Here is a 26,642-nt window from a genome sequence, read left to right as displayed (position 1 = left end):
GCCGATCAGGCGGCTGCTGCGAAATGGTGGTTGAGCATGCCCATGGCCTCCGTCAGCGCCGAGGGCCCAATGCCAAAAGCTCTCTCCACAAGGCGCACCTCGCCCCTGATGCCGGGCTGCAGGCACCAGGGGCGAGCCTGTCCTTTGCGCAGGGCTCGCATGACTTCGAATCCCTTGATCGTGGCATAGGCCGTGGGGATCGATTTGAAACCGCGCACCGGCTTGATCAGTATCTTGAGCTTTCCGTGATCGGCCTCGATCACGTTATTGAGATACTTCACCTGCCGGTGGGCCGTCTCCCGGTCCAGCTTTCCTTCGCGCTTCAAGGGGTGACTACACGAAAGTGACGTATCTGCACGGAAAGGGCGAACGGATAGCGAACGTCACGCGGCAAGTAGGGAGTTGACGGCGCGCAGCGGTCGCAAGGCGTCCGGATCGGGTTGATCTTCAACATTCCAGCTATAGTCACCGGTCAGCGAGATATGCTCCCAGCCCAATGGCGCGATGTGGCGTGCGATTTCGTCGGCTGTGCCGATGTCCGCCAGCGCCATTTCGAGATAGCGAGTGTTCCACAAGATGATGGCGGCGACGAGCAGGTTGAGGCCGGAGGCGCGATAGGTCTGGTTCTCGAACCGACGATCGCGCAGTTCGCCGAGCTGGTTGAAGAAGAGCGCGCGGGCGAGCGCGTTGCGGGCTTCGCCTTTGTTGAGGCCCGCCTGGGTGCGCCGGCGCAGGTCGATGTCGCGCAGCCAGTCGAGCATGAAAATGGAGCGTTCGAGGCGGCCCAGCTCGCGTAGTGCGAGGGCCAGTCCGTTCTGTCGCGGATAGGCGGACAAGCGGCGCAGCATTGCCGAAGCAGTGACGGTGCCGGTGCGGATCGACGTGGCGAACCGCAGCAGTTCGTCCCAATGCGCCGCGACATGACCCAATGCGATCGGTTCGGCCGTCATGCCGGGAAGCAAGGGGCCGGATTCTTGGCCGGGAAGGAGGTGTAAACGACGCTCCTTGATGTCGCGCAGGCGCGGCGCGAAGCGGTAGCCGAAGAAGGGCATGAGGCCGAACACATGGTCCGATGCCCCGCCCGTATCGGTGTAGTGCTCCTCGATCGTCAGGCCGGTCTGGTGATACAGCAAGCCATCCAGCACATAGGGCGCTTCGCCAGCGGTCGCCGCGATCACCCGACTTGCGAAGGGGTCATATCGATCCGAGACATGGGTGTAGAAGGCAACGCCTGGTTCGTTGCCGCTGCGCGCGTTGATGTCGCCGATCGCGGCCCCACGGCCCCCGGCATGAAATTGCTGTCCGTCGCTCGACGAAGTGGTGCCGTCTCCCCACAGCGCGGCGAGCGGCATGGCGCGATGGGCGTCGATCAGCCTTCCCAACGCTTCGCCATAGGCGGCTTCGCTGATGTGCCAGTCGTGAAGATGGGCGAGCTGACGCAGACTTGCGCCCCGGCAGGTTTCCGCCATGCGTGTGAGGCCGAGATTGATGCCATCGGCGAGGATGACCGTGAGCAGCGCATTGCGATCGTCGGCTTCCCGGCCCGAACGACGATGGATGAAGCATTCGCTGAACCCGGTCCAGGCATCGACCTCCAGCAGAAGATCGGTGATCTTCACGCGCGGCAGTCGATCATAGGCGGCGCGACGGGCAATCTCGGTGGCGGGCGGTGTTGCCGCCTTCAGCGGCGAGATGATGAGACCGTTTTCGTCAAGCTTAACCTGGGGCAGCTCCCCTTGCCGTGCAAGGACCGTTACCTGCTCGATCGCCGTGTCGAGCCTGGTGCGCCGTTCCTCGATATGGCGCTCGAAATCCGTTTCGATGGCGAGCGGCAACGGCCCCTTCTCGCGCAGCGCCGCAAAGGTCGCCGGCGGTATGAGATAGCTGTCGAAATCGCGAAACTGCCGGCTTCCCGCGACCCATATATCCCCGGCTCGCAACCGCTCGCGTAGTTGCGACAAGGCGCATAGTTCATAAGCGGCACGATCAACGATGCCATCCCGCAGGACGAACGGGCGCCATGCGGGCGGCACAAAGCGTAGCGGCACGCGATCAGGCAAGCGCCGTTTGCCGGTCCGATATAGCTCCGCGATGATGGCCAGCGCTGACAGGAGCCCCTGAACCGCGCCGGCGCCGCGAAACTCGAAGGCGTTGAGAAAAGCGCCGACAAAGAGCTTCACCGTCCGATGCCGCTCGATCAATTCGGCGGTGCGATCGACGGTTTCCGGTCGCCCGAGCACTTCGGCCTGCTCGACGGCCACGGCGAAGTGCTGCCAGTCCAGCGCCTCGATCTGCGCCAGAGAATCCACGCCCTTGCTGCGCGCGTCGATGAGGAGGCGGCAAGACCCCGTGAGCGTCCGGAGGTGGCCTTGCAACTCGCGCACCGTCTTGAGGGCTTTGTCGCGGGTCCGGTTCTCGGCGCGGCGCGCCATGCTGCCCAACAGCTTGTCGAACATCGTCAGGGTGGCGTCGGTCAGGCTTTCCTCAAGCCGGATGCCGGTTGCCGCCAGCGTCGCATGGCGGCGCAGGGCATTGAGTTCGCCAAGGTGCTGGGGTGTGATGCGGCTGCCTTCGTCCGCCAGCCTGTCAAAAGTCAAAGCCGGGATCATGTCGGCACGGGCGCGATCGAGGCCCAGCGCGCGGATATAGGCGAGCCGTTCGATCAGGCGCAGGATGTTGCGCGCTGCCGGCGATTGTGGCGCATTGCGCATCCAGGATAGCCATGTCGCGACCTGCCCCGGTCGTCGGGCCAGCAAATCGTCCAGGCCCTGAAGGGTGTCAGGCAGCAGGCCATTCGTGAGCACTTCATAGGTAAGCTGTTCGGCTTGCTGGCGCGCCCGCCGCAGCACCGCTTCGAGAATCGACGGAGAAGGCAGGAGGATCTGCAGGCGCCGGAGTTCATCGACGATGACGTCTGCCATCTGGCCGGGGTGTATGATGGTCTGCGCGATTGGGACCGAGAAGGCGACAACTTCACGGAAAGCGTTGCGGTCAAAAATCCTGAACCCGTGCGATCGTCGGATTTCGACGAGATGCTCGCGACGGGTCTGGTCCCGATGGGCATAATCCGCGAAGGCTGCCGGCGCGACGCCGAGTTGCTGCGCCACATAGGCGAGCACAGGAGCGGGCGGGACTTCGCCCGCTTCCAGCGCACGGCCAGGCCATCTCATATATAGCATGAGCATCGCATAGCCGAGCCGGGTGGCATCGCCGCGACGGCGGCCGACAATTTCCAGGTCGTCGCTGGTCAGCGTATAATGACGCGCGATCTCGCGCTCATCGAGCGGCGCGCCATAATGCCTCGCCCAGATTTCCAGGCTCACCAGTCGCCGTCTCGCCAAGCATCATCTCCTTCGCTTTGCGTGTCCGTCAGACGGTCCTCTGGCGGCCAGCAGGAATATGTCCGTTAACTCTGGACCTATAACGGCGATTCGGACAAGATCAGATAATGATGGGAAAACGGACAGGATTGGGCTGCATGTGGCGTTGATCGGCTATGCGCGCGTCTCGACGGCAGACCAGAAGCTCTCACTCCAGCTCGACGCGCTGAACGCGGCCGGGTGCGACCGGATATTCGACGATCACGCATCTGGTGCAAAAGCCGATCGGCCCGGCCTGGCCGAGGCGCTCGCCTATCTGCGCAGCGGCGACACGCTGGTGGTTTGGAAACTCGACCGTCTTGGGCGCTCGATGAGCCATCTGATTGAGAAGGTCGGCGAGCTAGCGACGCGAGGTATCGGGTTCCGCTCGCTCACCGAGAACATCGACACCACCACTTCGGGCGGGATGCTGGTGTTCAACATCTTCGGCTCGCTTGCCCAGTTTGAGCGCGATCTGATCCGGGAGCGCACCCATGCAGGCCTCAAGGCCGCTCGCGAGCGAGGTCGCCCCGGTGGGCGGCGGCCAGTGGTCACACCTGACAAGCTCCGCAAGGCGCGCGAACATATCGCTTCCGGCCTCACAGTTCGCGAGGCCGCCGCGCGCCTCAAGATCGGCAAAACCGCCCTCTACAAAGCCCTCGAAGCCACGGAGAAGAACACAAAGTCCCAGCGTTCCCGGTCCGTTCGCTCTTAGCGTGCAGATAAGTCACTTTCGTGCAGTCACCCCTTCAATTCGGTGATCGCTGCACCATAGCTCGGCGCTTTGTCGGTATTGAGCGTGGCAGGCTTTTCCCAGTGCTTCAGGCCTCGCAGGGCCTTGCCCAGGAACCGCTTCGCTGCCTTGGCGCTGCGGGTCGGCGACAGGTAGAAATCGATCGTGTCGCCCCGCTTGTCGACTGCCCGGTACAGGTAGGTCCACTTGCCCCGCACCTTGACGTAGGTTTCATCCAGGCGCCAGCTCGGATCAAAGCCACGCCGCCAGAACCAGCGCAGCCGCTTCTCCATCTCCGGGGCGTAGCACTGGACCCAGCGATAGATCGTCGTATGGTCGACCGAAATGCCGCGTTCCGCCAGCATTTCCTCAAGGTCGCGATAGCTGATCGGATAGCGACAATACCAGCGCACCGCCCACAGGATCACATCACCCTGGAAATGGCGCCACTTGAAATCCGTCATCGTTCCGTCCGTCCAATCTCCGCCAAGCATGCTCAAGCTTCACGATTTTTGCAACAGAGCCGAACTGACGTTCATCAAGGACCGGCAGCGCGCCGGGATCGAGGCGGCGCGCGCCGAAGGCGTCTACAAAGGCCGGAAGAAAAACATCGATGACGATGAAATCCGACGCCGGATCACCGCCGGCGCGAGCAAGGCCAGCGTCGCGCGCGACCTCAAGATCTCAAGAATGACCGTCTATCGGGCGCTTGACGTCATTCCTTCAAGGATCGGGCTGCCGGAAAAGCCGCCTTCTGTCACCATCGCCCTGCATCTGACCATCGAGAACTTCAACAAGCATGGTCGTGGCAGAAAGCCCGCTCGCGAGCGCATTGAGGCGATGCTGGAGCGGGATTACCAGATGCAAAAGACCGGGAACTGCGATTACACGCTGACCGTCGCCTATGATCAGGGTGCCGATGGCGTCAGCCTCGATGATGAGATCGCATCTCTCCAGACAGAGATGTTCAACATCGCAGAGAGCTACAGGTGCTCGATCGAGACCGATGTTTACGAGATTGGAGGACAAGAGCGAGCCTGGTAGATCGCCATGTTCAATCTTTGTTCTTCAACATGGCCAAAATCGCAGCTTCGGGCCGACTGGGCCAACAAGGGTGAGGCCCACCACGCCCTAAAGCGCGCCATCAGCTTCCACCGCCGAGGTGAAATCCGGGATCGATCCGGCGAAGGCCAGCACTATCGCATCGCCGGAATGAACCTGCTCGCCGCCATCATCATATTCTGGAACACCATGAAGCTCGGCGAGGTCGTCAATACCCGGGCCGCCAGCGGTACCCATATCGAGCCTGATCTACTCGCCCACGTCTCGCCGTTGGGATGGGAACACATCAATCTAACCGGGGAATATCGCTGGCCCAAATCCTTAGCGTAGGATTCCGCCCCCTCCCGCAAACGCCCCCGATAGGGCCGGCGAGGAGATGGGCGTCGCAGGCTAGGCAGGCGCAGCGCGCGAAAAGTGAGTTTTGGGGTAGGGCCTCACCTTTGGGCCGCTGGCGCGCTGAAATCCACCAGCACCGGCATTTCGGGTATGTCTCCGCGCAGCTTCGCCCGCCGCACAATGCTATGCTGGTCGATCAGGTTTTGCGCGTCGCGACGGCCGCTCATGGTCTTGGGAAGCCACATCATCGAAACCCGCTCGACCTTGCGGCCCTTCTTGATCGGGGTGAACTCGACCCAGAAGGGGCAGAGCTTGTTGATTTCCTCTTGAGCGACCTTGAGGCAGTATTTGTTGAAATCGGCGAAGCGTTCCAACTTGCCTTCCGGCACGTTGAGCAGGCCGCGCAGCTCCGCGATAGTGAACTCCTCGCTTTGCTTGTATTCGAGGCCGATACGGCGCTCGATCATTTCATAGAGGCAGAGCGCGTATTTCGACTCGAAACAATACATCACTTGCGTCTTGAGGCGGGCATAGACCTCGCTGTTACGCAAAATCTCAATCAGTTCTTCGGGGATGCGGTAATGCAGGAACCCGTCTTTTTCGAGGCTTTCATCGCTGGGGCCGAGAAGCTGGACGCGGCGCTTAAAGCTCTTGCCGCCCTTGCGGATCGTGACGATCGCGATGGTGCCCATCAGGCGCAGCAGCGAGCTTTCTATGCGCTCATTGCCCTGGTGCGTGCCTTTGAGCGCGCTTTTCGGGATGCGGTGGATGACCGGCTCGCCGATCCGCTCCCAGGCGTTGGCGATCAGCAGGTTATAGATTCGCCGATCGGCGAGGGTGAGGGGGGGACAGCTCGACAATATCGACCAGCTCGCCGGGTTTGACAATTTCTCCATAATTGGCGGGATCAAAGGGATTGCCGCGTCCCTTTTGCGCGAGGGTCAGAGCGGTGTCGCCGTCCAGGGCAACCTTTGCCTTTCCGCCATTTACAGGTGAGGTTGCATGATTCATGCGCTCACCTTAGCAATTAAAGTGAGCTAGGCAATTCTTAAAGCTCGCCGTTCGACCATAGGGAGGGGATACCCCAAAACTCACCGATGAAAATGCCCATACCCCAACACTCACCGGACTCGACCCCAACACTCACCTTTACCGACCCCAAAGCTCACCGAAGGCTACCCGAAAACTCACGCGACTCGACCCCAACACTCACTTTTCGAGGCCATTTCTCTAGGTTTTCTGCGGGTTTGAGGCACCCTGAATCTTGAATCTAAGAAGAATCTTTGAATCAGAACGCGAACGGTGAGCTTTGGGGTAGGTTCGTCTGTGGATAACTCGCCACGCTATCCCGCGCCGCTGCTGAAGAAGAAGAAAAGCGCCGCCTCTTGGGGGCTTCGCCCCCGCCGGCTCGCGGCCTTCGGCCGCCCCGGATGGCTAAAGCCATCCTCCCACCCGGCATCCCCCATGATGAGCCGGCTTCGCCGGCACGCTTTTAATTATAAAGGGAGATTAGTCGCACCGTAGCGCCCAACCTTCCAGCACCGCGCCCAGCTCCACTGTCGCAATTGGCTTTCCAGAAAAGCCAGGCGGATAGGGCAGCGATCTATTCGAGAGGGCAGGGCAGGCGGAAACGTCGCTACTGGTGCGATTTCCGGGCCGCTGGACGGCATTTCGGGCGTTCGATAGGTCGGGGAGAGTCGAACGTGCTAAGCCGCTCTATGGGCGTCCCAGGGCAGGATTTTTCTGAAAGTAGATCCTTGTCGCCTCGCCGCGCCGACCCGCGAAAAGTGAGCCGATACCCCAAAACTCACCTTTCGCGCGGCAGCGGTAGATTTTCAACGCTTTCGGACGATTTCACGGATGCCGATATATGGCGGAACGCCATCGGTTAGATATACAAATGATATTATGATGCTTGCGCTTGAAGCCGTTTAAACGGGCTGCACCGGATCGAACCGTCCCGCGAACTCGCGATCGACATAATAGGCGAGCTTGGTGGCGACGATCGGGCGCTGGCCGGCGAGGAACAGGAGCTGCAAATCGGGCCGCAGGGTGCGGACTTCATCGGGGGTCAGCAGCGGGCGGCCGACATGTTGCACGCCGAACGAGATTCCGGTTTCGTCGGCATCGAGAGCGCGGCTCATCGTCTCGAACATCACCGTTTCCTGGCCGAGCAGATCGGAGACGAGCTTGGCGCTGTCATGGTCGTTGACGCCGAATATCTGTAACGCCCCGGCATTGGAGAAGAAGGTGCCGGCGCGCTCGCGGTAGAGCGTGCGGAGCTGGTGAATATCTTGGCAAATCGGCCAGAGCTGGACGCCGTAGCCGGCCATCAGGCCCATAGCGCGTTCGACCGGATCGAGGCGGCCGAGCGCGGCAAATTCATCGAGCAGGAACAGGACGGGGCGGGCAGGGACCGCGCCGCGCGACAGATCGGTGAGGGCTTGCGCGATCATCAGGCGCAGCCAGCGGGCATAGGCGGCGATGCGATCGGGCGGCAGGACGAGGAAGATTGTCGCCGGCGACGCCTTCATGTCGGCGAACGCGAAATCCGAGCGGCCGAGAACCCGGCCCATGCGTGGGGAATCGAGGAAATGGGTATGGCGCTGCGCGGCCGACAGCACGCCGGAGGCTTCCTTGTCGGACTTGCCGAGATGGCGATTGGCGGCGCGCGCGACCAGGCCGCCGCAGCCTTGCATGTCGGAGAGCAGGGCGGCGAAGGCTTGCGGGGCGAGCGTCAGATGATCGCGCAGCGTGGCGAGGGTGCGGGTCGCGGGCGGCTCGCTGGCGACGATATGGAGGATCAGGCCGGCGATCAGCGCCTTGGCTTCGTCGTTCCAATGCGCCTCGCCCGCTTCGCCGGGAGCGTCATAGACCAGCGCGTCGGCGAGCGTCATGGCGTCGTCGGCGAGATCGAGACCGGCGGGGTCGATCCGATCCAGCGGATTGAAGGCGGCCGAGGGCAGGCCGGTGATGCCGAACGGATCGAGGATATGGACCGGACCGAACCTGGCGCGCTCGCGCGCGGTGACGATGGCGTTCTCGCCCTTGGGGTCGATGCACACGACCGGGCCGGGATAGTCGATCAGGTTGGGAATGATCGTGCCCACCCCCTTGCCGGTGCGCGTCGGCGCGATCGTCAGCAGATGGGCGGGGCCGGGATAGCGCAGCAGCTTGCGGGTTTTCATGTCGCGGCCGATCAGCAGGCCGGTATCGGCGCGGGCGAGGGCGCGCGTCTCGTTCGCCGTGGCGAAGCGGGCCGAGCCGTGCGTGTCGTCGCCGTCAAGGCCACCATAGCGCAGGATTAGCGGTTGAAAGAGGGCGCGCAGGACGATGAGGATGACGACTAGGCCCGTCAGCATCATCAATGCCTGGTAGATCAGGGAATCGCGGGGCAGGCCGAGCAGCTTTTCCGCGATGAGCGGCATCCCCAGCCCCAGCACCAGGGCGACGATCAGGAACAGGGCCGCGACGCGCAGCAGATGGCGAATGAGGGCGATCGGGCTAAGGGTCAGCGCCGTGATCGCCCATATTGGATTGCGGCGCGACAGGCGGGCGACGTTGCGGAGCGCGCGGCCGAGCTGGCGGAACCATTCCATGTCAGGCCGTTCCTTTTCCGTTGCCGGCGAGGTGTTCCGCGCAGATCGCGGCTGCGATCGCGTGGAGATGCTTCACGCGGTAGATGATCCACGCCAGTTCGTCGGGGGTGATTTCATAGGCCGGGGAATAGCGTGCCTCGACATAGGCGCGCTGGAGCTGCGCGAAGGCGCGGCGAGCGGCGCGGGTGTCGCGCGGCCAGGCTTCGATCAGCCGGGGGTCTAGGTTTTCGGCGAGCGAGCGCAGGACGGTCAGGCGGTGCGACTTGGGGCTGTAGAGCGTCAGGACGAGCAGGAGGCCATGATAGGCGCGCTCGACGGCCTGGGTGGAGCATGAAGGCGGCATGGTTGGTCTTGCCGTCGCGGATCGCATATTCGGCGAGCGTCAGGCAGTAAGCGGCATCGGGGAGCCACTTGTCATAGTGCGCCATGGCTTCGGCGTGGCGTTCCTCCGCGTAGAGCTGGCGGGGCGCAGCGAGGCGCTGTCCCGGCGCTTCGTAGAGGGCGATGCCGTCGCGGGCTATGTCGGCGAAGAAGGGACGGCCGCGCGCGAGCTGGTCGTTCACGTCCATCAGCGAATGAACGATGAAATTGACGGGGGTGGCGAGGTGCCTGGTGACGGTCAGCTCGCGCACCAGATGATCGTCAGCGGCCGCCCACCATGTTTGCAGATCGGTGAAGGTGTCGGAGTTGACGACGATGAGCAGGTCATAGTCGGAAATATAGCCGCTGGCGCGATCCTCGACCCAATCGCCGCGCGCATAGGAGCCGAACAGGATCAGCTTGAGGATGCGGCCGCCCTTGCGCTTGTCGGAGAGCTTGGTTTTGACAGCATCCTCAAATTCATCGAACAGGACGCGGGCGACCCGTTCCAGCTCGCGGCGCTTGACGGCGGGAAGATGATCGAGGCCGTCGCGCATCATGTCGGACCCGCCCCGGCGTTCGCCTCCGCGTCAAACGCTCGCTTGCCGCGCCGCTTCCAGAGCGCCAGCATATTGCTGGCGTCGTCACCCTGGACACGCGCGGCGAGGTCGAGCATCGCACCGTAAAGGGTGGCGCGGTCGTCGTCGGTCAGATCGACAAGGCCGGCTTTCTGGACGAGGCCGCCCAGCTCTATGAGATGGCGGGTGCGTTCGCGGCGGGCCACGACCCATCCCCTCGTATCGGTGCGGCGCTGCGCGGCTTCAACGCGGCGTCTCGCCTGCGCCAGTCTCGTGTCCGCCTTGAGTGTTGCCGCCAGCGCGTCGGGAAGCCTTGCGCCCGCGTCCCTGAAAGAAGGCCGCGCCCTTCACGCGCCACGCCTCCCTTTCGTCCGCGTTGGCGCTTTCGGTAGCAGCGAGTAGCGCGCCCGCCAGCGTGTCGGGGTCGAGTGCGTCGGCCCCGGTGGACGTGACTAGCTCGCCGAGCTGCTGAACCTTCTTCGCCTTGAGCGCGCGCGCCTTGTCGTTCAGCGCCCGCAGCTCCGCGTCATAGTCGCGCACCTTCCGCATATCCTCTCCCTCGCGCCCAGGATCAGGGACGCAGCGTAGCACGATCGCGCGCGCGAGGAACGCCCCCGGCAGAAAAAATGCGGCGAAGTCAATCACGCGAACGTCAGAGAGTGTGAGTGCGCGCTTATACGTCGTTGCCGACGTGCGCTAAGAAAGGCAATATAGCGGCCGTCATGGCGATCTACCATTTCTCGGCCAAGGTCATCAGTCGCGCCAACGGATCGAGCGCCGTTGCCAGCGCGGCCTATCGCGCGGCGGAACGGCTGCACGATGACCGACTCGGGCGCGACCATGATTTCTCGAACAAGGCCGGAGTCGTCCATTCGGAAATCATGCTGCCCGAAGGTGCGCCGGAGCGTTTAAACGATCGCGCGACCTTGTGGAACGAGGTCGAGGCGGGAGAGAAACGCAAGGACGCCCAGCTTGCCCGCGAGATCGAGTTTTCGATTCCGCGCGAGTTGAACCAGGCGCAGGGTGTCGCGCTCGCCTGCGAGTTTGTCGAAAAGCAGTTCGTCGAACGCGGCATGGTCGCAGACATGAACGTGCATTGGGACAGGGGGAAGGACGGCCAGCCCAAACCGCACGCGCATGTCATGTTGTCGATGCGCGAGGTTGGCCCCGAGGGCTTCGGCCAGAAGGTGCGCGAGTGGAACTCGACGCAGCTTTTGCAGGAGTGGCGCGAGGCGTGGGCGGACCATGTGAACGAGCGCCTAGCCGAGCTGGATATTGATGCTCGCATAGATCACCGGACCCTGGCGGCGCAGGGCATCGACCTTGAGCCGCAGCACAAGATCGGGCCGGCGGCGTCGCGTATGCCCGAACAGGGGCTTGAGGCCGAACGGGTCGAGGACCATGCCCGGATCGCGCGCGAGAATGGCGAGAAGATCATCGCCAGTCCCGAAATCGCGCTCGACGCCATCACCCGGCAGCAGGCGACGTTCACGCGCCGCGACCTGGCGCAGTTCGCGTTCCGGCACAGCGACGGCAAGGATCAGTTCGACCAGGTGATGAGCGCGGTGCGATCCTCGCCCGAGCTGGTGGCGCTGGGGCCGGACGGGAAGGGCGAGGATCGGTTCACGTCGCGCGACATGATCGCGGCCGAGCAGCGGTTGGAACGCGCCGCCGAAGGGCTGGCGATCGACCGGGGGCATGGCGTCGCCGATGCCCATGTGACCCGCGCGCTGGCGTCGGCCGAGGGCAGGGGGCTGGACCTGTCGGCCGAGCAGCGCGGGGCGTTGGCGCATATCACCGGCGACAAGGGCCTGGCGTCGGTCGTCGGCTATGCCGGCAGCGGCAAGTCGGCGATGCTGGGGGTGGCGCGCGAGGCGTGGGAGGCACAGGGCTACACGGTGCGGGGCGCGGCGCTGTCGGGCATCGCGGCCGAGAATCTGGAAGGCGGGTCCGCCATCGCGTCGCGGACGATCGCCAGCCTTGAATATCAATGGGAGCAGGGCCGCGAGCTGCTAGGCCCCCGCGACGTGCTGGTGATCGACGAGGCCGGCATGATCGGCACGCGCCAGATGGAGCGCGTGCTGTCCCATGCCGAGCAGGCCGGGGCGAAGGTCGTTCTTGTCGGCGACCCCGAGCAGTTGCAGGCGATCGAGGCCGGCGCGGCGTTCCGGGCCGTGACCGAGCGCCACGGTTGGGCCGAGATCACCGAGATACGCCGGCAGCGCGAGGACTGGCAGCGCGACGCGACCAGGGCGCTGGCGACGGGCAGGGCGGGCGAGGCGATCCATGCCTATGAGGCGCATGGAATGGTGCAGGCGGCCGAGACGCGCAGCCAAGCCCGCGCCGACCTTGTGGACCGCTGGGATGCCGAGCGCATCGCCGCGCCGGATCAGTCGCGGATCATCCTCACCCATACCAATGCCGAGGTGCGCGATTTGAACCTAGCCGCGCGCGATCGGCTGCGCGACGGTGGCGAGCTGGGGCCGGACGTGCGCGTGTCGGCCGAGCGGGGCGCGCGGGCGTTCGCGAACGGCGACCGCATCATGTTCCTGAAAAACGAGCGCGGGCTAGGGGTGAAGAACGGCACGCTGGGGAAGGTCGAGCAGGTCAGCCCCGAGCGCATGGCCGTTCGCCTTGATGACGGCCGCAGCGTCGCGTTCGACCTGAAAGATTATGCCCATGTCGATCACGGCTATGCCGCCACCATCCATAAATCGCAGGGCGTGACGGTCGATCGGGCGCATGTGCTGGCGACCCCCGGCATGGACCGTCATTCCGCCTATGTGGCGCTGTCGCGGCACCGCGACGGGGTGCAGCTCCATTATGGCCGCGACGACTTCGCCGATTATCGCCGGCTTGTCCGCACGCTGTCGCGCGAGCGGGCGAAGGATATGGCGTCGGATTATGGCCGTGCCCCTGATAGTCGTGATCGCGACGCCGAAGCGCGGGCCTTCGCCGATCGGCGGGGCCTCTCGGGCGAGATCCGCTTGCCGGATGCGCCCCGCGAGGCAGGGCGAGATCCGCGCGCGGAGATCTCGCCAACAGAGCGAGGATCTTCCGCAGCGCCCGAACGGGGCATGTTCGCGGGTTTCACGCCGCGCCCGATCGAGCGCACGCCCGCGGCCGAACAGACGCCGCGGCGCGGCATGTTCGACGGCTTGAAGCTGTCGGCCGAGCCGGCGAAGCCTGCCCCGGCGCGTGCCGATCGCGGCGAGGACCGCGCTTTCACGCGCGCGGTCGAGCGCGCCTCGCGTTCGGCCGAGGCGGTGTTGCAGGCGCGCGCATCAGGCGGGCCGGTGCTGGAACATCAGAAAGTCGCGCTCGAACGCGCGACGGAGGCGCTGGACCAGATCAGGCCCGGAGCCTCGCGCGATATGGCGTCGGCGTTCCAGCGCGACCCCGCCTTGCTGCGCGAGGCGGCGGCGGGGCGCAGCGGCCCGATGGTCGAGGCGATGCGGCATGAGGCCCGCGTGCGCGCCGATCCTGCCCTGCGCGCCGATCGCTTCGTGGAACGCTGGCAGGCGCTTCGCCAGGACCGCGACCGGCTTTATCGCGCCGGCGACATGACGGGGCGCGAGAAGGCGGGCAAGGAAATGGCGGGCATGGCGAAAAGCCTTGAGCGCGATCCCCAGGTGGAATCGATCCTGCGCGGCCGTGTCCGCGAGCTGGGGCTTGAGATCGGCATGAACCGCAGCCGCGACATGGGGCGGGGCGATTTGGGCCGCCAGTTGACGCAGGATTTGGGGATAGGCCGTGATCGTGGATTGAGCCGGTAAGGAGAAAAGAACGATGGATGAGGATAGCCAGGAGCGCGACGACCCGGCGCTGGCGTTCGAGCGGTTGCGCGGCGAGGTGTCGTTGTTGCGCCATGCGGTCGAGGCGCTGACCACGGCGCGCGAGTCCATCGACATTCCCGATTACGAGCCGACGCTAGAGCGCACCGAAAAGGTGCTGGGTATCCTGGTGCAGCAGATCGACGGCGTGCGGAAAAGCCCCGCCATGACGCTCACCCCGGAGAATATGGGGGGCCGTTTAAACGCTTCCGTTGCCGAGGCGACCCGCGAATTGCAGCATCAGGTCCAATCCACGAAATCGGCCTTGTCGTCCGCGACCTTCGACTTGCAAAAAATGGTCGCGTCTGCGCGGCGCGGCGATGTGCAAAATCGCTGGCTCGCTATCGCCGGGGGCGGTGGCCTGGTGCTGGGGCTGTTGCTCTATGCGCTGCTCGCCGGCCCGATCGCCCGGATGATGCCGGCGAGCTGGCTTTGGCCCGAGAGCATGGCGACGCGGGCGCTTGGCGAAAAGTCGGCATGGGATGCGGGGCAACGGTTGATGCAGACGGCCGCGCCGGAGAGCTGGGGCTTGATCGTCGCGGCCGCCCCGCTCGCCGATGGCAACCGCGAAGCGGTGCAGGCGTGCCGCGAGCAGGCCGAGAAGGCGAAGAAGCCGGTGCGCTGCACGATCGAAGTGAGGCCCGCGACCGCGCAATAGGTGGAGTTTTCAAGCCTGTCGCCGCCGCACCTGCCCCCGTCATGCGGGATTCACGCCCCGTTCCGCAATGGCTCACCTTGCTCTCCGGGGGCGGGAGCCATAGCCATGCAAGAACATGTCCACGGCCTCGGCCGCTTCTCTGGCGATCGCGTCGGCCGAGCTGTCCAGTTCCAGCCCGCACACCCGCCGCACCAGCAACCGGCACATGCATATCTCCAGAAGCTGTTCCGCCGCCCGCAAACTGGACGGCGCGCGCGAGCGGGGCAAGAGTCGGCCTGCGCGGAGCTGTCCTTCCAGAAGCTCGGACAGCATCAGATGATGCGCCAGTAGCACCCGCCGATAATAAGCGCGGCCCAACTCTGGAAAGCGTTGGCCCTCCGCGACGATGAGGCGGAAAATCGTCTCGGCCACCGGCGTCAGCATGGCCGACATGAACGCCGTGCAATAGTCGATCAGCCGTTGCCGCGCGTCGCCCTGCGAAGGGGCGACGCTGCGCGGCTCGATTTCGTCCAGCCAGGCGGAGAGGGCGGCCGCGAACAAATCCTCCTTTGATTGGAAATAGGCCCAAAGCGTGGCTTTGGACCCGCCAATCTCGGCCGCGATGGCGGACATGGAAGCACCGCCGAACCCATGTTCAGCAAAGTGCCGCTGCGCGATCGTCACGATCGCGCAGCGGCGCTCTTCGCGTTTGATCCCGCGCCGGGGTGCCTCGCCATCAAGATTGCGCGGCACGGAACCGCCTCAATGGCTGACTTGTTGGAGCGGTCCTTTGGGTCGTTTCGCGAGCCAGATTACCCCTGCGAACACCAGAATAAGGATCGTCGCCATCGCATAGAAATCGTTGGTGGCGAGCATCACGGCCTGCATGTCCACCATTCGGGAGAAGGCGGCGAGGCCGGAACCGGGCTGCAATCCGGGCAGAGACGCAGGAGCCATTGTCGGGTCAATGATCGCGACCAGCTCGGCGCGATTTCCTTTCGTCGCATTCTCCCAATAGGTCGAAGTCAGCGACGCGCCCACCGCCGTCGCCATGATGCGGATGAAGTTTTGCAACCCCGAACCGTTGACGATCTTTTCGGGGGGAAGCTCCGACACGCCCAGCGACGTGAGCGTGACCAGACAGGCCGGCACACCAGCGCCAAGCACGAACATGGGGATCGCGACCGACATGAAATCAGCCTGCGCGTTCAGCAGCGCGCGCATGAAGAAGGAGATGGCGAGAACCACCATACCATAGGTGACGATCAGGCGCGGGTCGATCTTGCCCATGAGCCGCCCGACGATCGGGGCCGTCACGACCGCCAAAATCCCCATGGGCGCGGTCGCAAAGCCCGCCCAGGTCGCGGTGTAGCCCATCATCTGTTGCAGCCAGAGCGGGGTCAGCACGATATTTCCGAAGAACAGCCCGAACATTAGCCCCAGCGATAGCGTGGAGATGAGCCAGGTCCGGTTTTTGAACACCGAAAGGTCGATCACCGGATCATCGTCGGTCAGCTCCCACAGGATCAGCGCGCCGAGCGCGATCGCCGCGACGATCGCCATCCAGACGATGAAGGAGGATGAGAACCAGTCCAGTTCGCGCCCCTTGTCGATCATGGTCTGGAACGCGCTCACGAACACGACGAGGAGAAGGAGGCCCACTATGTCGATCCGGCTGCGCGAGATCGGCGTTTCGCGGTTGTGCAGCAGCCACCAGGCGACGCCGCTAACGGCAAGCCCGAAGAAGATGTTGATGTAGAAAATCCAGCCCCAATGATAATTGTCGGAGATGTAGCCTCCGAGGATAGGGCCGAAGATCGGGGCCACCACGGTCGTCATGCCCCATATCGCCAAAGCGATGTTGCTCTTGTCCTTGGGAAAGACCGAAATCAGCAGGGTGGCCGATAGCGGGATGATCGGGCCACCCGCGAAACCTTGCAGGATGCGGAACAGCACCAGGAAGCCGAGCGAGCCGGACAGCCCGCAAAGGATCGAGCAAATCACGAAGGCGATGACGCAGGCCGTGAACAGCCGCACTTCCCCGAACCGGCGCGAGAGCCAGCCCGTCAGGGGAACGGTGATGGCTTCGGCGACCGCATAGGCCGTGATGATCCACGTCCCCTCTGTCGTTGAGACACCAAGATCGCCCGAAATCGTCGGCATCGCCACATTGGCGATCGTCGTATCGAGCACCACCACGAAATTGCCGAACGACAGCGCGGCCGCCGCCATGGCGAGTTTCGCGCCTGTCAGCGGCGGATAACCCTCAGCACTATGTGCGGACATTTCAGCGTGCCCCGGAAAGATCGACCGTTGCGTGCATCGACAAGCCGACGCGCAGCGGATGCTCTTTCAGTTCCTTCGGATCGAGCCGGATGCGAACGGGAAGGCGCTGGACGACCTTGATCCAGTTGCCGGTCGCGTTCTGCGCGGGGATCGCGGCAAAGGCCGAGCCGGAACCGCCTGCGAACCCTTCCACGCGGCCATGATACACCACGTCCGAGCCGTAGAGGTCCGAGGTGAGATGCACCGGCTGACCGGGCTTGACGCCGCGAAGCTGGCCTTCCTTGAAGTTGGCATCGACATACATATCCTGCACGGGAACAACGACCATCACCGGCACGCCTGGCGGCTCTGTTGCAAACTCTGACACGGTTTCCAAGATTGGGCTCATGTACTGTCAAGGTCAGTTGCGATGAACGATTTCAAAGGACGGCATTTTACCGGCGAGGTCATCCTATGGGCGGTGCGCTGGTATTGTCGATACGGCATCAGCTACCGTGATCTCGAGGAAATGCTGTCCGAGCGTGGGATCGATGTCGATCATACGACGATCTATCGCTGGGTGCAGCGCTACGCGCCGGAGATGGAGAAGCGTCTCCGCTGGTTCTGGCGGCGCGGCTTTGATCCGAGCTGGCGTCTGGATGAGACCTACGTAAAGGTGCGGGGCAAATGGACCTACCTGTACCGGGCGGTCGACAAACGGGGCGACACGATTGATTTCTATCTGTCATCGACACGCAGCGCCAAAGCGGCGAAGCGCTTTCTGGGCAAAGCTCTTCGTGGCCTGAAGGACTGGGAAAAGCCGGCCAAACTCAATACCGACAAGGCACCCAGCTACGGCGCAGCAATCGCTGAGCTGAAACGCGAAGGCAAACTGGCGGCGGAAACCGAGCACCGGCAGGTGAAATATCTGAACAACGTGCTCGAGGCCGACCACGGCAAGCTGAAGATGCTGATCAAGCCGGTACGTGGCTTCAAGTCGATGCCAACGGCCTACGCCACGATCAAGGGCTTCGAGGTCATGCGCGCCCTACGCAAAGGACAGGCCCAGGCATGGTGCCTGCAGCCAGGTATCATGGGGGAGGTGCGCCTGGTTGAAAGAGCATTCGGAATTGGACCCTCGGCCCTGACCGAAACCATGATTATGCTCAATAAGCATTTCGCCAATGCTGCCTAATCCCCCAACTGGGTGACGCCGCGCGGCCGTGCCCCATGTTTGCAACAGAGCCGCCGATCGGTCTAATTTTGAGAAAGGAGCATTATCATGAGCACATTCCGAGCAGTCGTGATCGAAAAGAACCACACAGGCCAAACCGTCGCGCTGACGGATTTCAGCGAAGCCGATCTGATGGAAGGCGATGTCGAGCTTCGGGTGACGCACACCACGGTCAACTACAAGGACGGTCTGGCGGGACCTGTTGCAACACCTTTCGCCGCTCGGATGGCAGCACATCAACCTCACCGGGGATTATCTTTGGACCGACCCCGATGCGCCATCGTCCGCCCTCAGGCCGCTTCGCCAGATGCACGCCGTCGAAGGTCCGGCGAAACCTTAGCGTATATCTGGGTCCGTTCTATGTACCGACCCCGTTCTGCCGATGCAGGAACAAGACGCGATCGGTCAAATGTGGCAATTCATCAACACAATCCCAAAATTCATCTTCGGGAAATGTCATGCGCGGTGACGCCATGCACGTATCTATTGATTGTTGCAGATAACAATCTGCGGCTGAATCATCGACCTCAACGAGTATCGCAAGAGCTTTTTCCATGAACTCTAGGGCAACCGCTTTCTGTTGCTCTCGATAGATATTGGAAGAATCAACCATAGCCTAGTCCTCCTTTCGGTCGCTGTAGGGAGGACGATGACTCAACAATAGGGAAATTGCACGCGCAACTAGGGCCAGATTGAGCAGTAATTTTATTACAACGGCAAGCAGCCCTCGCCTGCCCGGACAGGGGCGGCGCGTGGCATCGGCTAGATTGTTTGTTGGTCTTCCGACGATGGCTAGTCCTTGCGGGCCATCGTCGGAAGTGGACGGCCGCACAAATTGGGGGGCGTGGGCCGCGCCGGGCCTCTAGCATAAAATTACGGCCCTGCATCCCCGGCGTTGATACATTCGTCGCGCAGGGCGCTCGATTGAGCCGCCCCGATCGCGGTCGCCTCAATCGGCATAGCGAGCTGGCAATATGCACATACGCGCATAATTTCCGCTTGCGGGCTATGTATATTTGTGCATAATAGCCGCGATGGATACGGAACGGCCGGTTCGATGGGTGGCATCGTCAAAGCGCGATTTTCGGGAGTTCCCGGACGATGTGCAGGACGTAATGGGCTATGCCCTGCACCTTGCGCAGCAAGGCGGGCAGCACGCCAGCACTAAGCCGTTGAAGGGCTTTGGCGGCGCTGGCGTGGTCGAGATCATAGACGACCACCAAGGCGATACGTTCCGCACGGTCTATACGGTCAAATTCGCGGAGGCGGTCTATGTCCTGCACGCCTTCCAGAAGAAATCCAAGCAGGGCAAGGCCACGCCGCAGGCCGATATGGATTTGATCCGAACGCGGCTGAAATCCGCCGAGGAGCATCACCGGCAACACCAGACCCCGCGAGGCACAGCATGAGCGCACAGGACGAAATCATTGAGGAAGGCAGCGGCAATGTCTTTGCCGATCTAGGCTTTGCCGACCCCGACACCCACCTTTTGAAAGCCCAGCTCGTTACCCGTGTGGCCGAGGCCATGCAGGAGCGGAAGTTGACGCAGATCGCCGCCGCCAAGGTTACGGGATCTACCCAACCGGAATTGTCGCGCATCCTGCGAGGCCAGTTCCGCAGCGTCTCGGTTGAGCGGCTTCTAGCCATGCTCACCCGGCTTGGCTGCAAGGTCGATATTGTCGTGCGCCCGCAGGGGCGGACCACTGAATCGGCCGTGATCCACTTCGCCTAATGTGCGATGATTTCGCGCAAGCCCGGCTCGATATGTTCGAGGCCGGGCTATTCGGCCAAGGGCCTGCCTTCTGGCGCTGGATCGAAACCGACGCGGCGCAACCCTATCTTGCCGCTTTCGCCGCCGATCGACGGCCGCCCGAACCCGGCGAACCCTTCGCTATCGACCTTGCGGCCGACGACTTGCTTGCTCCCGATCGCCTCGCCCAGCTCGCCCTACAGATCGAGGCCGACCATGCTTGATCCCAATCCGTCCGTAGCCGACCTTGACGCATTGCTAGATCGCCACCGCAATGACGATGCGGCTATGGAAAAGATCGTTCGCGGGTATCTCCGTTGCGCGATCTACAGCTATCAGAAGCATTGCGTTTGGCGCGCCTTGCGCCACATCGGCAAGGACGATTGGAGTTTCAAAGAGGAAGACGTTGCCGCCTTGAGGGCCGAAGGCGCGAAATCCATTTCGGACTTTCGAGACTGGCTCATTGAGGAGCTGGCCGGGATGGGGATCAGCGCCCACACCGGCTTGCCGAATTGAGCGCCTAGCGCGCCGTCGCTTCAATTGCTGGCGGTGATTGTGCGCGGAATAAATCGCGGGTCCGCCGTGGGATCGGTAGGCGAAGGATGCAGCATGTCGCGCCGGAAATTCACCGCAACGGAAATAGGCGCGGCGTTCGGCCGAGCCGCCATGACGCGGGCTTGTGGAGCTGGCGCAGCCTCATAGCTGGCCATCGGCTGCACGGCCGCCGAGGTTAGGCCCCCTACCCCGCGTTCCGCTCTGGCGACGACAATTTGAGCGCGATCGAGCGGCCGAGTCTGATCGCCGGTATAGAAAGCCAGATGCCAATGATCGGCATGGCCCCGGTCCCCCGGGGCTCTGTTGCAAACTCTGACACGGTTTCCAAGATTGGGCTCATGTACTGTCAAGGTCAGTTGCGATGAACGATTTCAAAGGACGGCATTTTACCGGCGAGGTCATCCTATGGGCGGTGCGCTGGTATTGTCGATACGGCATCAGCTACCGTGATCTCGAGGAAATGCTGTCCGAGCGTGGGATCGATGTCGATCATACGACGATCTATCGCTGGGTGCAGCGCTACGCGCCGGAGATGGAGAAGCGTCTCCGCTGGTTCTGGCGGCGCGGCTTTGATCCGAGCTGGCGTCTGGATGAGACCTACGTAAAGGTGCGGGGCAAATGGACCTACCTGTACCGGGCGGTCGACAAACGGGGCGACACGATTGATTTCTATCTGTCATCGACACGCAGCGCCAAAGCGGCGAAGCGCTTTCTGGGCAAAGCTCTTCGTGGCCTGAAGGACTGGGAAAAGCCGGCCAAACTCAATACCGACAAGGCACCCAGCTACGGCGCAGCAATCGCTGAGCTGAAACGCGAAGGCAAACTGGCGGCGGAAACCGAGCACCGGCAGGTGAAATATCTGAACAACGTGCTCGAGGCCGACCACGGCAAGCTGAAGATGCTGATCAAGCCGGTACGTGGCTTCAAGTCGATGCCAACGGCCTACGCCACGATCAAGGGCTTCGAGGTCATGCGCGCCCTACGCAAAGGACAGGCCCAGGCATGGTGCCTGCAGCCAGGTATCATGGGGGAGGTGCGCCTGGTTGAAAGAGCATTCGGAATTGGACCCTCGGCCCTGACCGAAACCATGATTATGCTCAATAAGCATTTCGCCAATGCTGCCTAATCCCCCAACTGGGTGACGCCGCGCGGCCGTGCCCCATGTTTGCAACAGAGCCGCGCGGTTGAAGCGTGTAGCGTAGCCCATGTTCCGCTTATGTCCGAGAAATCGTTGTCTGGCGAACAAACCTTGAGGTGACGCCTACTTGCCGTGCTTGGTCCAACCAACGCTGTTTGCACGTTCCAAAGCGACCAAGGCGTCTGATACCGCCTTCTGCGCGACTAGAAGATAACCTTCGGCAATGCTGGGCCATGTTAGCTCATCGAACGGATTTGTGACGTTGCCGCTGAAATAGTCGAGAGCTTCATGGGCGCGTGCAGCCGCCTCGATTACCTTGGCGGTATGTTTCTTTGCCCTGTCAGATTTCTTCATCGTGCCTCATGAAGCCATAGCCCATCAAGAGATCGCAAGCGGTGGCAGCTGCCACCGCTCTACCTTCCGTCAGTTTTGAGCCTGTCACGATCTACGGACAGCTGGGGTAGGACCGGATACTTTAAGGCTTCACGCTCCCGCGCCCGACCTTCATCTATCCCGTATGATGTGCCAATCATCAAACCTACGAAGAACACGGGGATCAAGAGCAGAAGCATCGAGCCGAAGCGTGTTCTACGGCGAGAGCTTTGGATCGCGAGCGCATCACGTTGCAGCTTGAGAGCTGTTATGATCGTCTCGGTAGCAAGGGTGATTTCATGGGCGTCGTCGCCCACATTTGTAAGCAATTGCTCAACGTCCGTCAGAGGGCGTTCCACCTGTTTACCCACTTCGCTTAGATCAGACCAAGCGAGGTTTCTGGAATGAATCACGCGAAGCAAGGTTTCAATGTGACGATCGAGATCGGACACGCCTCTCGATGGCACCGGTGAGAACGGCGGAGCAATATTCGACCACGGTAGCGGCGGGATAGTCCTGCTGCGGGCGGCGTAAAAGTCGTCCACCTTGAAGCCTTTCTGCCGAGTCAGGGAGGTGTGGGGATCTACAGCGTGGAACTTTATCTTCAGGTCCGTCTGGCTTGCGCGGATGGCATGAGCCAACGGGCGGCGGCGAAGCGTTTCAATGTGTCGCGCGAAACGGTACGCAAGATGCTGTCGTTTTCATCGCCGCCGGGTTACCGGCGCCAGTCCGTACCGCAGCGCCCGAAGCTGGACGGGTTTGTGGCGATCATTGATGGATGGCTTGAGGGTGACCGCAGTGTCCCGCGCAAGCAACGCCATACGGCGAAGCGGGTATTCGACCGTTTGCGCACCGAGCATGGTTTCACCGGCGGCTATACGATCATCAAGGATTACATCCGGGAGCGCGAACAGCGCAGCCGGGAGATGTTCGTGCCGCTGGCGCACCCTGCGGGAGATGCGCAGGCCGATTTCGGGGAAGCGCTGGTGGAGATCGGCGGGGTGGAGCAGAAGGCCTACTTCTTCGCGCTCGATCTGCCGCACAGTGATGCCTGCTATGTGCGGGCCTATCCGGCGGCGGTGGCGGAGGCCTGGGTGGACGGACACGTGCATGCCTTCGCGTTTTTCGGCGCGGTACCGCGCTCGATCGTCTATGACAACGATCGCTGCCTTGTGACGAAGATCCTGCCCGACGGCACGCGGCAGCGTGCCACGCTGTTCAGCGCTTTCCTGTCACATTACGTGATCCGCGACCGCTATGCTCGCCCGGGCAAGGGGAACGAGAAAGGCAATGTGGAGGGGCTGGTAGGCTATTGCCGGCGCAACTTCATGGTGCCGATCCCGAAGTTCCCGACCTGGGAGGCGTTCAACCTGTGGCTGGAGGAGCAATGCCGCAAGCGCCAGCAGGACAAGGTGCGCGGGCAGAGCGAGACGATCGGTGAGCGGCTGCAGCGCGATCTCGCGGCCATGCAGCCTCTGCCCGCTACACCCTTCGAGGCCTGCGATCAGAAAGGCGGGAGGGTCTCCTCGCAATCCCTGGTGCGCTACAGGACCAACGATTATTCGGTTCCGGTGGCCTGGGGCCATCAGGAGGTCTGGATCAGGGCCTATGTCGATGAGGTGGTGATCGGCTGCCGCAGCGAAGTCATCGCCCGTCATCCTCGTTGCTATGCCCGCGAGGAGGTTGTCTTCGACCCGCTCCATTATCTCCCGCTGATCGAGCAGAAGATCAACGCATTCGACCAGGCTGCGCCTTTGCAGGGCTGGGACCTGCCCGAAGCGTTCACGACACTGCAGCGGTTGATGGAAGGGCGCATGCACAAACATGGCAGGCGCGAATATGTGCAGGTACTGCGCCTGCTGGAAACGTTCACCCTCGCCGATCTCCAGGCGGCGGTCGAACAGGCCATCGATCTTGGCGCCATCGGCTTCGATGCCGTCAAGCACCTCGTCCTGTGCCGGATCGAACGCGTACCGCCCAGGCTGGACCTGGACGTCTATCCCTTCCTGCCACGCACCACGGTCGAGAAGACCTTTGCCAGAGCCTATCTGAGCCTGCTCTCCGACCGGCAGGAGGCCGCATGAGCGATCAGGCCCCGGAGATCCTTCTCGCTCACCATCTCAAGGCGCTCAAGCTGCCTACGTGCCTGCGTGAGCATCACAAGCTCGCGCGGCAATGTGCCGCTGAAGGCGTCGATCATATCCGCTTCCTCGCCCGCCTCGTCGAGATGGAAATGATCGACAGGGAGCGTCGCATGGTCGAGCGGCGCATCAAGGCCGCGCGCTTCCCCGCCGTCAAAAGCCTCGACAGCTTCGACTTCGCCGCCATCCCCAGGCTCAACAAGATGCAGGTGCTCGAGATGGCGCGCTGCGAGTGGATCGAGCGGCGTGAGAACGCCATCGCTCTGGGGCCATCAGGCACCGGAAAGACGCACGTAGCGTTGGGGCTCGGACTGGCAGCATGCCAGAAAGGACTGTCGGTGGGCTTCACCACCGCGGCAGCGCTGGTCAGCGAAATGATGGAGGCCCGCGACGAGCGCCGTCTTCTGCGCTTCCAGAAGCAGATGGCCGGATACAAGCTGCTCATCATCGACGAACTGGGCTTTGTGCCGCTCTCCAAGACCGGCGCCGAACTGTTGTTCGAGCTGATCTCCCAGCGTTACGAACGCGGCTCCACCTTCATCACCAGCAACCTGCCCTTCGACGAATGGACCGAAACCTTCGGATCTGAGCGTCTCACAGGCGCGCTCCTCGATCGCCTGACCCATCACGTCAGCATCCTCGAGATGAACGGCGAAAGCTATCGCCTCGCGCACAGCCGGGCCCGCAAGGCCAAAACCAGACCCTGAAAATTACACCAATGCCGGGGGGAGTGGCCCTCGGGCTACGCCCTCACGCCACTCCCCCCGGCATGTAACACGATGGCCTGGTTTTACGCCGCCGAATGGCCGACTTTTGCTCCGCCGTTGACAGCTTCGCCGATTTCAACATGGACGATATGGATTTCTCCGCCGTCCCTGCAAACACTGAGTTCAAGGCGGCAGGACGGTTCCAGCGCTTGCCTATCGCTGACATTGATCCAGACCCTTCGCAGGTTCGTCGCGACTTCGACCAGTCCGAGATTGATGCGTTGGCGACGACGATCAAGGAGCGTGGGCTGTTGCAGCCAATCGTGGTCGCACCGACCCCAAATGGACGCTACATCATTCGATATGGCGAGCGCCGGTATCGCGCTTGTCGCCAGCTCGGTTTCGATCAAATCGACACCGTTCTCGACCAAGCCGATGATGAGCGCGACATTGGGTTGGATCAGTATCTTGAGAATGAGCAACGGCAAGAGCTTAGCCTGGCCGATCGCGTCCACTTCATTGCGGCGCGAGTAAGTGAAGAGCTTTCAACAAAGGATCTAGCTGCGCGAATTGCAAAGCCGCATTCGGAAGTGAAGCGGCTATATTCGCTTCGCACGTTGCCCGACGACATTCTTTCAGCGCTTGCAGGGTGCTCGCCCCGATCAGCTGTTGCCATCAAGCACGCCATGTCACTGGACGAAGAGGCGGCGCGCGGATTTCTGGCTGCGAACGAAAGTCCTACTGCCGCCGAGTGCGAGAAGTTTCTTGCCGGGCTTCAAGGTGGAACGGAAAGGGCAGGGGAGCCGCAGATCGCGCCCGTCACCTCCATGCCCGACCCGCAGGCAGAGGATGAGCAACGGGTGCCGGTGGCAGCTGCCACCAGCGCGCGCATCGGGCAAATGGAGCAGGGCGATCCGAACGAGCATGATGGCGATCGGGAAGGGCAGGGGCAGGCATCGAACCAAGATGCCATGCGGAGGCATCGCGCGACCCGTCAGCCAAAGGAGGCGAATGACGCACCGGCCATCATCATTCAGGGCCGTCGCGGTATTGTCCTAAGCGGCCAGGTCACGGTTCAGTTCGACGGTGAGAGTGCGCCCCAAGCCTTCGACTTTTGATAACATTTACCTGTCAACGGTTGTCCGTTTTCCGGCATCTTGGAAATTTGAAGCGGTGGCAATTGCCACCGCTTTCTTTTTTGGGGGGTAGGTATTCATGTATGGCAGGATAAGCCTTGCGGCGGCGAATGTTAACCGTTAGGCTCAATCCATTCGGATCGCGCTTAACGGTTGGAGATACCTACCCCCCATGGATAAGACGCTGGGCTTCAAGATCGAGGCGGCCAAACTCGCCAAAGTCGATGCCCTCGCTCAGCCGAGGGGAGGGCGCGGACCTTTCATGCGCCAGCTGGTTGATGCCGTGCTCAGGCAGTCGGGTGCCAGCGACGCGGCGGAAGAAATGGTCGACCGGGAGACAGCCGGTGCACACCGCGTTTATCTTCGGCCGACCCAAACGGAGATGGCCGTCATTCGGCATCGCGCGCAAGAGCAGCGGATGACCCCGGCGACCTGGGCCTTGTCGCTTGTGCGGCGGCACCTTGGCATTGCAGCGCCCGTCGATCGCGAGTTGCGTGAAGAGCTATTGAACTGCCGACAGGCGTTGCAGCGTATCGGTCGCAATGTGAACCAGATTGCTAAAGCCGCGAACAAGATGGCGCTCGCGGATAATGCGGCCGAGATCGCGGGTGAACTCAAAAAGGTCAACGAGCTGCGAGAGGCCATCGGCGCAGCGGTTGAAGGCATCGGCGCTGCGACAAAGGCTGATCTTACCTATTGGGAGGTTGCCGGTGAGCGACTTTGACAGCAGCTTTGAAGCGGGTCAGGTCGCGGCGCTTTTCAAGCCCAAGATCACCGCTGACCCGAACGGACGTGGGGCTAACCAGCTGTTGCGCGGCCTGTCATCGGGCAAGGCGCAACGTGCTAT

At 62.5% G+C, this 26,642-nt stretch carries 23 protein-coding genes and 7 pseudogenes; 16 read left to right on the top strand and 14 right to left on the bottom strand.

Going from position 1 to position 26,642, the window contains the following annotated elements:
• Nucleotides 1-5: 5 nt before the first annotated feature.
• Both EP837_RS20210 and EP837_RS20205 read right to left on the bottom strand, forming a co-directional pair.
• Nucleotides 6-326 (bottom strand): annotated as a pseudogene (locus EP837_RS20210) (IS6-like element IS6100 family transposase); the annotation flags it as partial.
• A gap of 57 nt (nucleotides 327-383) precedes the next feature.
• Nucleotides 384-3,341, bottom strand: a complete 2,958-nt coding sequence (locus EP837_RS20205) for a Tn3 family transposase (protein ID WP_008829513.1) — start codon at nucleotides 3,339-3,341, stop codon at nucleotides 384-386.
• A gap of 139 nt (nucleotides 3,342-3,480) precedes the next feature.
• On the opposite strand from EP837_RS20205, the gene EP837_RS20200 reads away from it, so the two are divergent.
• Entirely contained in the window at nucleotides 3,481-4,074 is a 594-nt protein-coding gene (locus tag EP837_RS20200; protein WP_013039114.1) for a recombinase family protein, read from the top strand.
• A 32-nt stretch (nucleotides 4,075-4,106) separates the two neighbouring features.
• Here EP837_RS20200 and EP837_RS20195 read toward each other — a convergent pair.
• Nucleotides 4,107-4,556 (bottom strand): annotated as a pseudogene (locus tag EP837_RS20195) (IS6-like element IS6100 family transposase); the annotation flags it as partial.
• Between the two features lie 61 nt (nucleotides 4,557-4,617).
• Here EP837_RS20195 and EP837_RS20190 point away from each other — a divergent pair.
• Both EP837_RS20190 and EP837_RS20875 read left to right on the top strand, forming a co-directional pair.
• Nucleotides 4,618-5,136, top strand: a pseudogene (locus EP837_RS20190) (helix-turn-helix domain-containing protein); the annotation flags it as partial.
• Nucleotides 5,137-5,199: 63 nt separating this feature from the next.
• Nucleotides 5,200-5,484, top strand: a pseudogene (locus EP837_RS20875) (Tn3 family transposase); the annotation flags it as partial.
• Between the two features lie 104 nt (nucleotides 5,485-5,588).
• Here the strand turns inward: EP837_RS20875 and EP837_RS20185 are convergent.
• The 5 genes and pseudogenes from EP837_RS20185 to EP837_RS20165 all read right to left on the bottom strand — a co-directional run bounded on the left by EP837_RS20185 (nucleotide 5,589) and on the right by EP837_RS20165 (nucleotide 10,576).
• Nucleotides 5,589-6,501 (bottom strand): annotated as a pseudogene (locus tag EP837_RS20185) (replication initiation protein).
• Nucleotides 6,502-7,421: 920 nt separating this feature from the next.
• Nucleotides 7,422-9,089, bottom strand: a complete 1,668-nt coding sequence (locus EP837_RS20180) for a type IV secretory system conjugative DNA transfer family protein (protein ID WP_020817742.1) — start codon at nucleotides 9,087-9,089, stop codon at nucleotides 7,422-7,424.
• A 1-nt stretch (nucleotide 9,090) separates the two neighbouring features.
• A pseudogene (locus tag EP837_RS20175) lies at nucleotides 9,091-10,009 on the bottom strand (HEPN domain-containing protein).
• Nucleotides 10,006-10,233 (bottom strand): conjugal transfer protein TraD, encoded by a 228-nt coding sequence (locus tag EP837_RS20170; protein ID WP_020817744.1) that lies wholly within the window; start codon nucleotides 10,231-10,233, stop codon nucleotides 10,006-10,008. The pseudogene EP837_RS20175 and the gene EP837_RS20170 overlap by 4 nt, the downstream one beginning before the upstream one ends.
• A 37-nt stretch (nucleotides 10,234-10,270) precedes the next feature.
• Nucleotides 10,271-10,576, bottom strand: a complete 306-nt coding sequence (locus EP837_RS20165) for a conjugal transfer protein TraD (protein WP_020817745.1) — start codon at nucleotides 10,574-10,576, stop codon at nucleotides 10,271-10,273.
• Between the two features lie 173 nt (nucleotides 10,577-10,749).
• Here EP837_RS20165 and traA point away from each other — a divergent pair, with 173 nt between their 5' ends.
• Nucleotides 10,750-13,803, top strand: a complete 3,054-nt coding sequence (gene traA / locus EP837_RS20160; protein ID WP_066532666.1) for a Ti-type conjugative transfer relaxase TraA — start codon at nucleotides 10,750-10,752, stop codon at nucleotides 13,801-13,803.
• A gap of 13 nt (nucleotides 13,804-13,816) precedes the next feature.
• Nucleotides 13,817-14,518 carry a DUF6118 family protein gene (locus tag EP837_RS20155; RefSeq protein WP_020817747.1) on the top strand — a complete coding sequence of 234 codons (702 nt, stop codon included), beginning with the start codon at nucleotides 13,817-13,819 and terminating at the stop codon, nucleotides 14,516-14,518.
• 72 nt (nucleotides 14,519-14,590) lie between these two features.
• Here the strand turns inward: EP837_RS20155 and EP837_RS20150 are convergent, their stop codons facing one another.
• From EP837_RS20150 to EP837_RS20140, 3 genes and pseudogenes are all read right to left on the bottom strand, one after another.
• Nucleotides 14,591-15,250 carry a TetR/AcrR family transcriptional regulator gene (locus EP837_RS20150; RefSeq protein ID WP_020817748.1) on the bottom strand — a complete coding sequence of 220 codons (660 nt, stop codon included), beginning with the start codon at nucleotides 15,248-15,250 and terminating at the stop codon, nucleotides 14,591-14,593.
• A 9-nt stretch (nucleotides 15,251-15,259) separates the two neighbouring features.
• Nucleotides 15,260-16,783 carry a DHA2 family efflux MFS transporter permease subunit gene (locus EP837_RS20145; protein WP_066532663.1) on the bottom strand — a complete coding sequence of 508 codons (1,524 nt, stop codon included), beginning with the start codon at nucleotides 16,781-16,783 and terminating at the stop codon, nucleotides 15,260-15,262.
• 1 nt (nucleotide 16,784) lies between these two features.
• Nucleotides 16,785-17,123, bottom strand: a pseudogene (locus EP837_RS20140) (HlyD family secretion protein); the annotation flags it as partial.
• A gap of 69 nt (nucleotides 17,124-17,192) precedes the next feature.
• Here EP837_RS20140 and EP837_RS20135 point away from each other — a divergent pair.
• From EP837_RS20135 to EP837_RS20115, 6 genes are all read left to right on the top strand, one after another.
• Entirely contained in the window at nucleotides 17,193-17,957 is a 765-nt protein-coding gene (locus EP837_RS20135) for an IS6 family transposase (protein WP_006949122.1), read from the top strand.
• A gap of 87 nt (nucleotides 17,958-18,044) precedes the next feature.
• Nucleotides 18,045-18,554 (top strand): hypothetical protein, encoded by a 510-nt coding sequence (locus EP837_RS22135; protein WP_420228687.1) that lies wholly within the window; start codon nucleotides 18,045-18,047, stop codon nucleotides 18,552-18,554.
• 476 nt (nucleotides 18,555-19,030) lie between these two features.
• Entirely contained in the window at nucleotides 19,031-19,405 is a 375-nt protein-coding gene (locus EP837_RS20130) for a type II toxin-antitoxin system RelE/ParE family toxin (protein ID WP_013041565.1), read from the top strand.
• Complete coding sequence (locus EP837_RS20125) at nucleotides 19,402-19,728, top strand: helix-turn-helix domain-containing protein (RefSeq protein WP_006964370.1); 327 nt, start codon at nucleotides 19,402-19,404, stop codon at nucleotides 19,726-19,728. The genes EP837_RS20130 and EP837_RS20125 overlap by 4 nt, the downstream gene beginning before the upstream one ends.
• The gene (locus EP837_RS20120) at nucleotides 19,728-19,970 is read left to right on the top strand and encodes a hypothetical protein (protein WP_013041566.1); all 243 of its coding nucleotides are present in this window, start codon (nucleotides 19,728-19,730) and stop codon (nucleotides 19,968-19,970) included. Before EP837_RS20125 ends, EP837_RS20120 begins: the two co-directional genes overlap by 1 nt.
• A complete protein-coding gene (locus EP837_RS20115; protein WP_013041567.1) occupies nucleotides 19,963-20,262 on the top strand; it encodes a hypothetical protein in 300 nt (99 codons plus the stop codon). The genes EP837_RS20120 and EP837_RS20115 overlap by 8 nt, the downstream gene beginning before the upstream one ends.
• Nucleotides 20,263-20,282: 20 nt before the next feature.
• Here EP837_RS20115 and EP837_RS21740 read toward each other — a convergent pair whose 3' ends face one another.
• The gene (locus EP837_RS21740) at nucleotides 20,283-20,456 is read right to left on the bottom strand and encodes a hypothetical protein (protein ID WP_019054792.1); all 174 of its coding nucleotides are present in this window, start codon (nucleotides 20,454-20,456) and stop codon (nucleotides 20,283-20,285) included.
• 206 nt (nucleotides 20,457-20,662) lie between these two features.
• On the opposite strand from EP837_RS21740, the gene EP837_RS20110 reads away from it, so the two are divergent.
• On the top strand, nucleotides 20,663-21,427 hold the full coding sequence (locus EP837_RS20110; RefSeq protein WP_006949122.1) for an IS6 family transposase: 765 nt from the start codon (nucleotides 20,663-20,665) through the stop codon (nucleotides 21,425-21,427).
• 135 nt (nucleotides 21,428-21,562) lie between these two features.
• On the opposite strand, the gene EP837_RS20105 is transcribed toward EP837_RS20110, so the two are convergent.
• Together EP837_RS20105 and EP837_RS20100 are read right to left on the bottom strand one after the other, a co-directional pair.
• Entirely contained in the window at nucleotides 21,563-21,793 is a 231-nt protein-coding gene (locus EP837_RS20105; protein ID WP_004213230.1) for a hypothetical protein, read from the bottom strand.
• A 59-nt stretch (nucleotides 21,794-21,852) separates the two neighbouring features.
• Complete coding sequence (locus EP837_RS20100; protein ID WP_225870701.1) at nucleotides 21,853-22,263, bottom strand: hypothetical protein; 411 nt, start codon at nucleotides 22,261-22,263, stop codon at nucleotides 21,853-21,855.
• A gap of 138 nt (nucleotides 22,264-22,401) precedes the next feature.
• On the opposite strand from EP837_RS20100, the gene istA reads away from it, so the two are divergent.
• The 4 genes from istA to mobC all read left to right on the top strand — a co-directional run bounded on the left by istA (nucleotide 22,402) and on the right by mobC (nucleotide 26,519).
• Nucleotides 22,402-23,895, top strand: coding sequence for an IS21 family transposase (gene istA / locus EP837_RS20095; RefSeq protein ID WP_011950768.1), 1,494 nt, complete (start codon nucleotides 22,402-22,404; stop codon nucleotides 23,893-23,895).
• Nucleotides 23,892-24,659, top strand: a complete 768-nt coding sequence (istB, locus tag EP837_RS20090; RefSeq protein ID WP_007686288.1) for an IS21-like element ISSsp5 family helper ATPase IstB — start codon at nucleotides 23,892-23,894, stop codon at nucleotides 24,657-24,659. Before istA ends, istB begins: the two co-directional genes overlap by 4 nt.
• A 95-nt stretch (nucleotides 24,660-24,754) precedes the next feature.
• The gene (locus EP837_RS20085; RefSeq protein ID WP_066532658.1) at nucleotides 24,755-25,777 is read left to right on the top strand and encodes a ParB/RepB/Spo0J family partition protein; all 1,023 of its coding nucleotides are present in this window, start codon (nucleotides 24,755-24,757) and stop codon (nucleotides 25,775-25,777) included.
• A 190-nt stretch (nucleotides 25,778-25,967) separates the two neighbouring features.
• The gene (mobC, locus tag EP837_RS20080; protein ID WP_066532656.1) at nucleotides 25,968-26,519 is read left to right on the top strand and encodes a plasmid mobilization relaxosome protein MobC; all 552 of its coding nucleotides are present in this window, start codon (nucleotides 25,968-25,970) and stop codon (nucleotides 26,517-26,519) included.
• The last annotated feature ends 123 nt before the right edge of the window (nucleotides 26,520-26,642 follow it).

The sequence above is a fragment of the Sphingobium sp. EP60837 genome, from assembly GCF_001658005.1.
Taxonomy (GTDB): domain Bacteria; phylum Pseudomonadota; class Alphaproteobacteria; order Sphingomonadales; family Sphingomonadaceae; genus Sphingobium; species Sphingobium tyrosinilyticum.
Note: the sequence above shows the minus strand (reverse complement) of the source record. Positions and strands in the feature narration are given on the sequence as shown.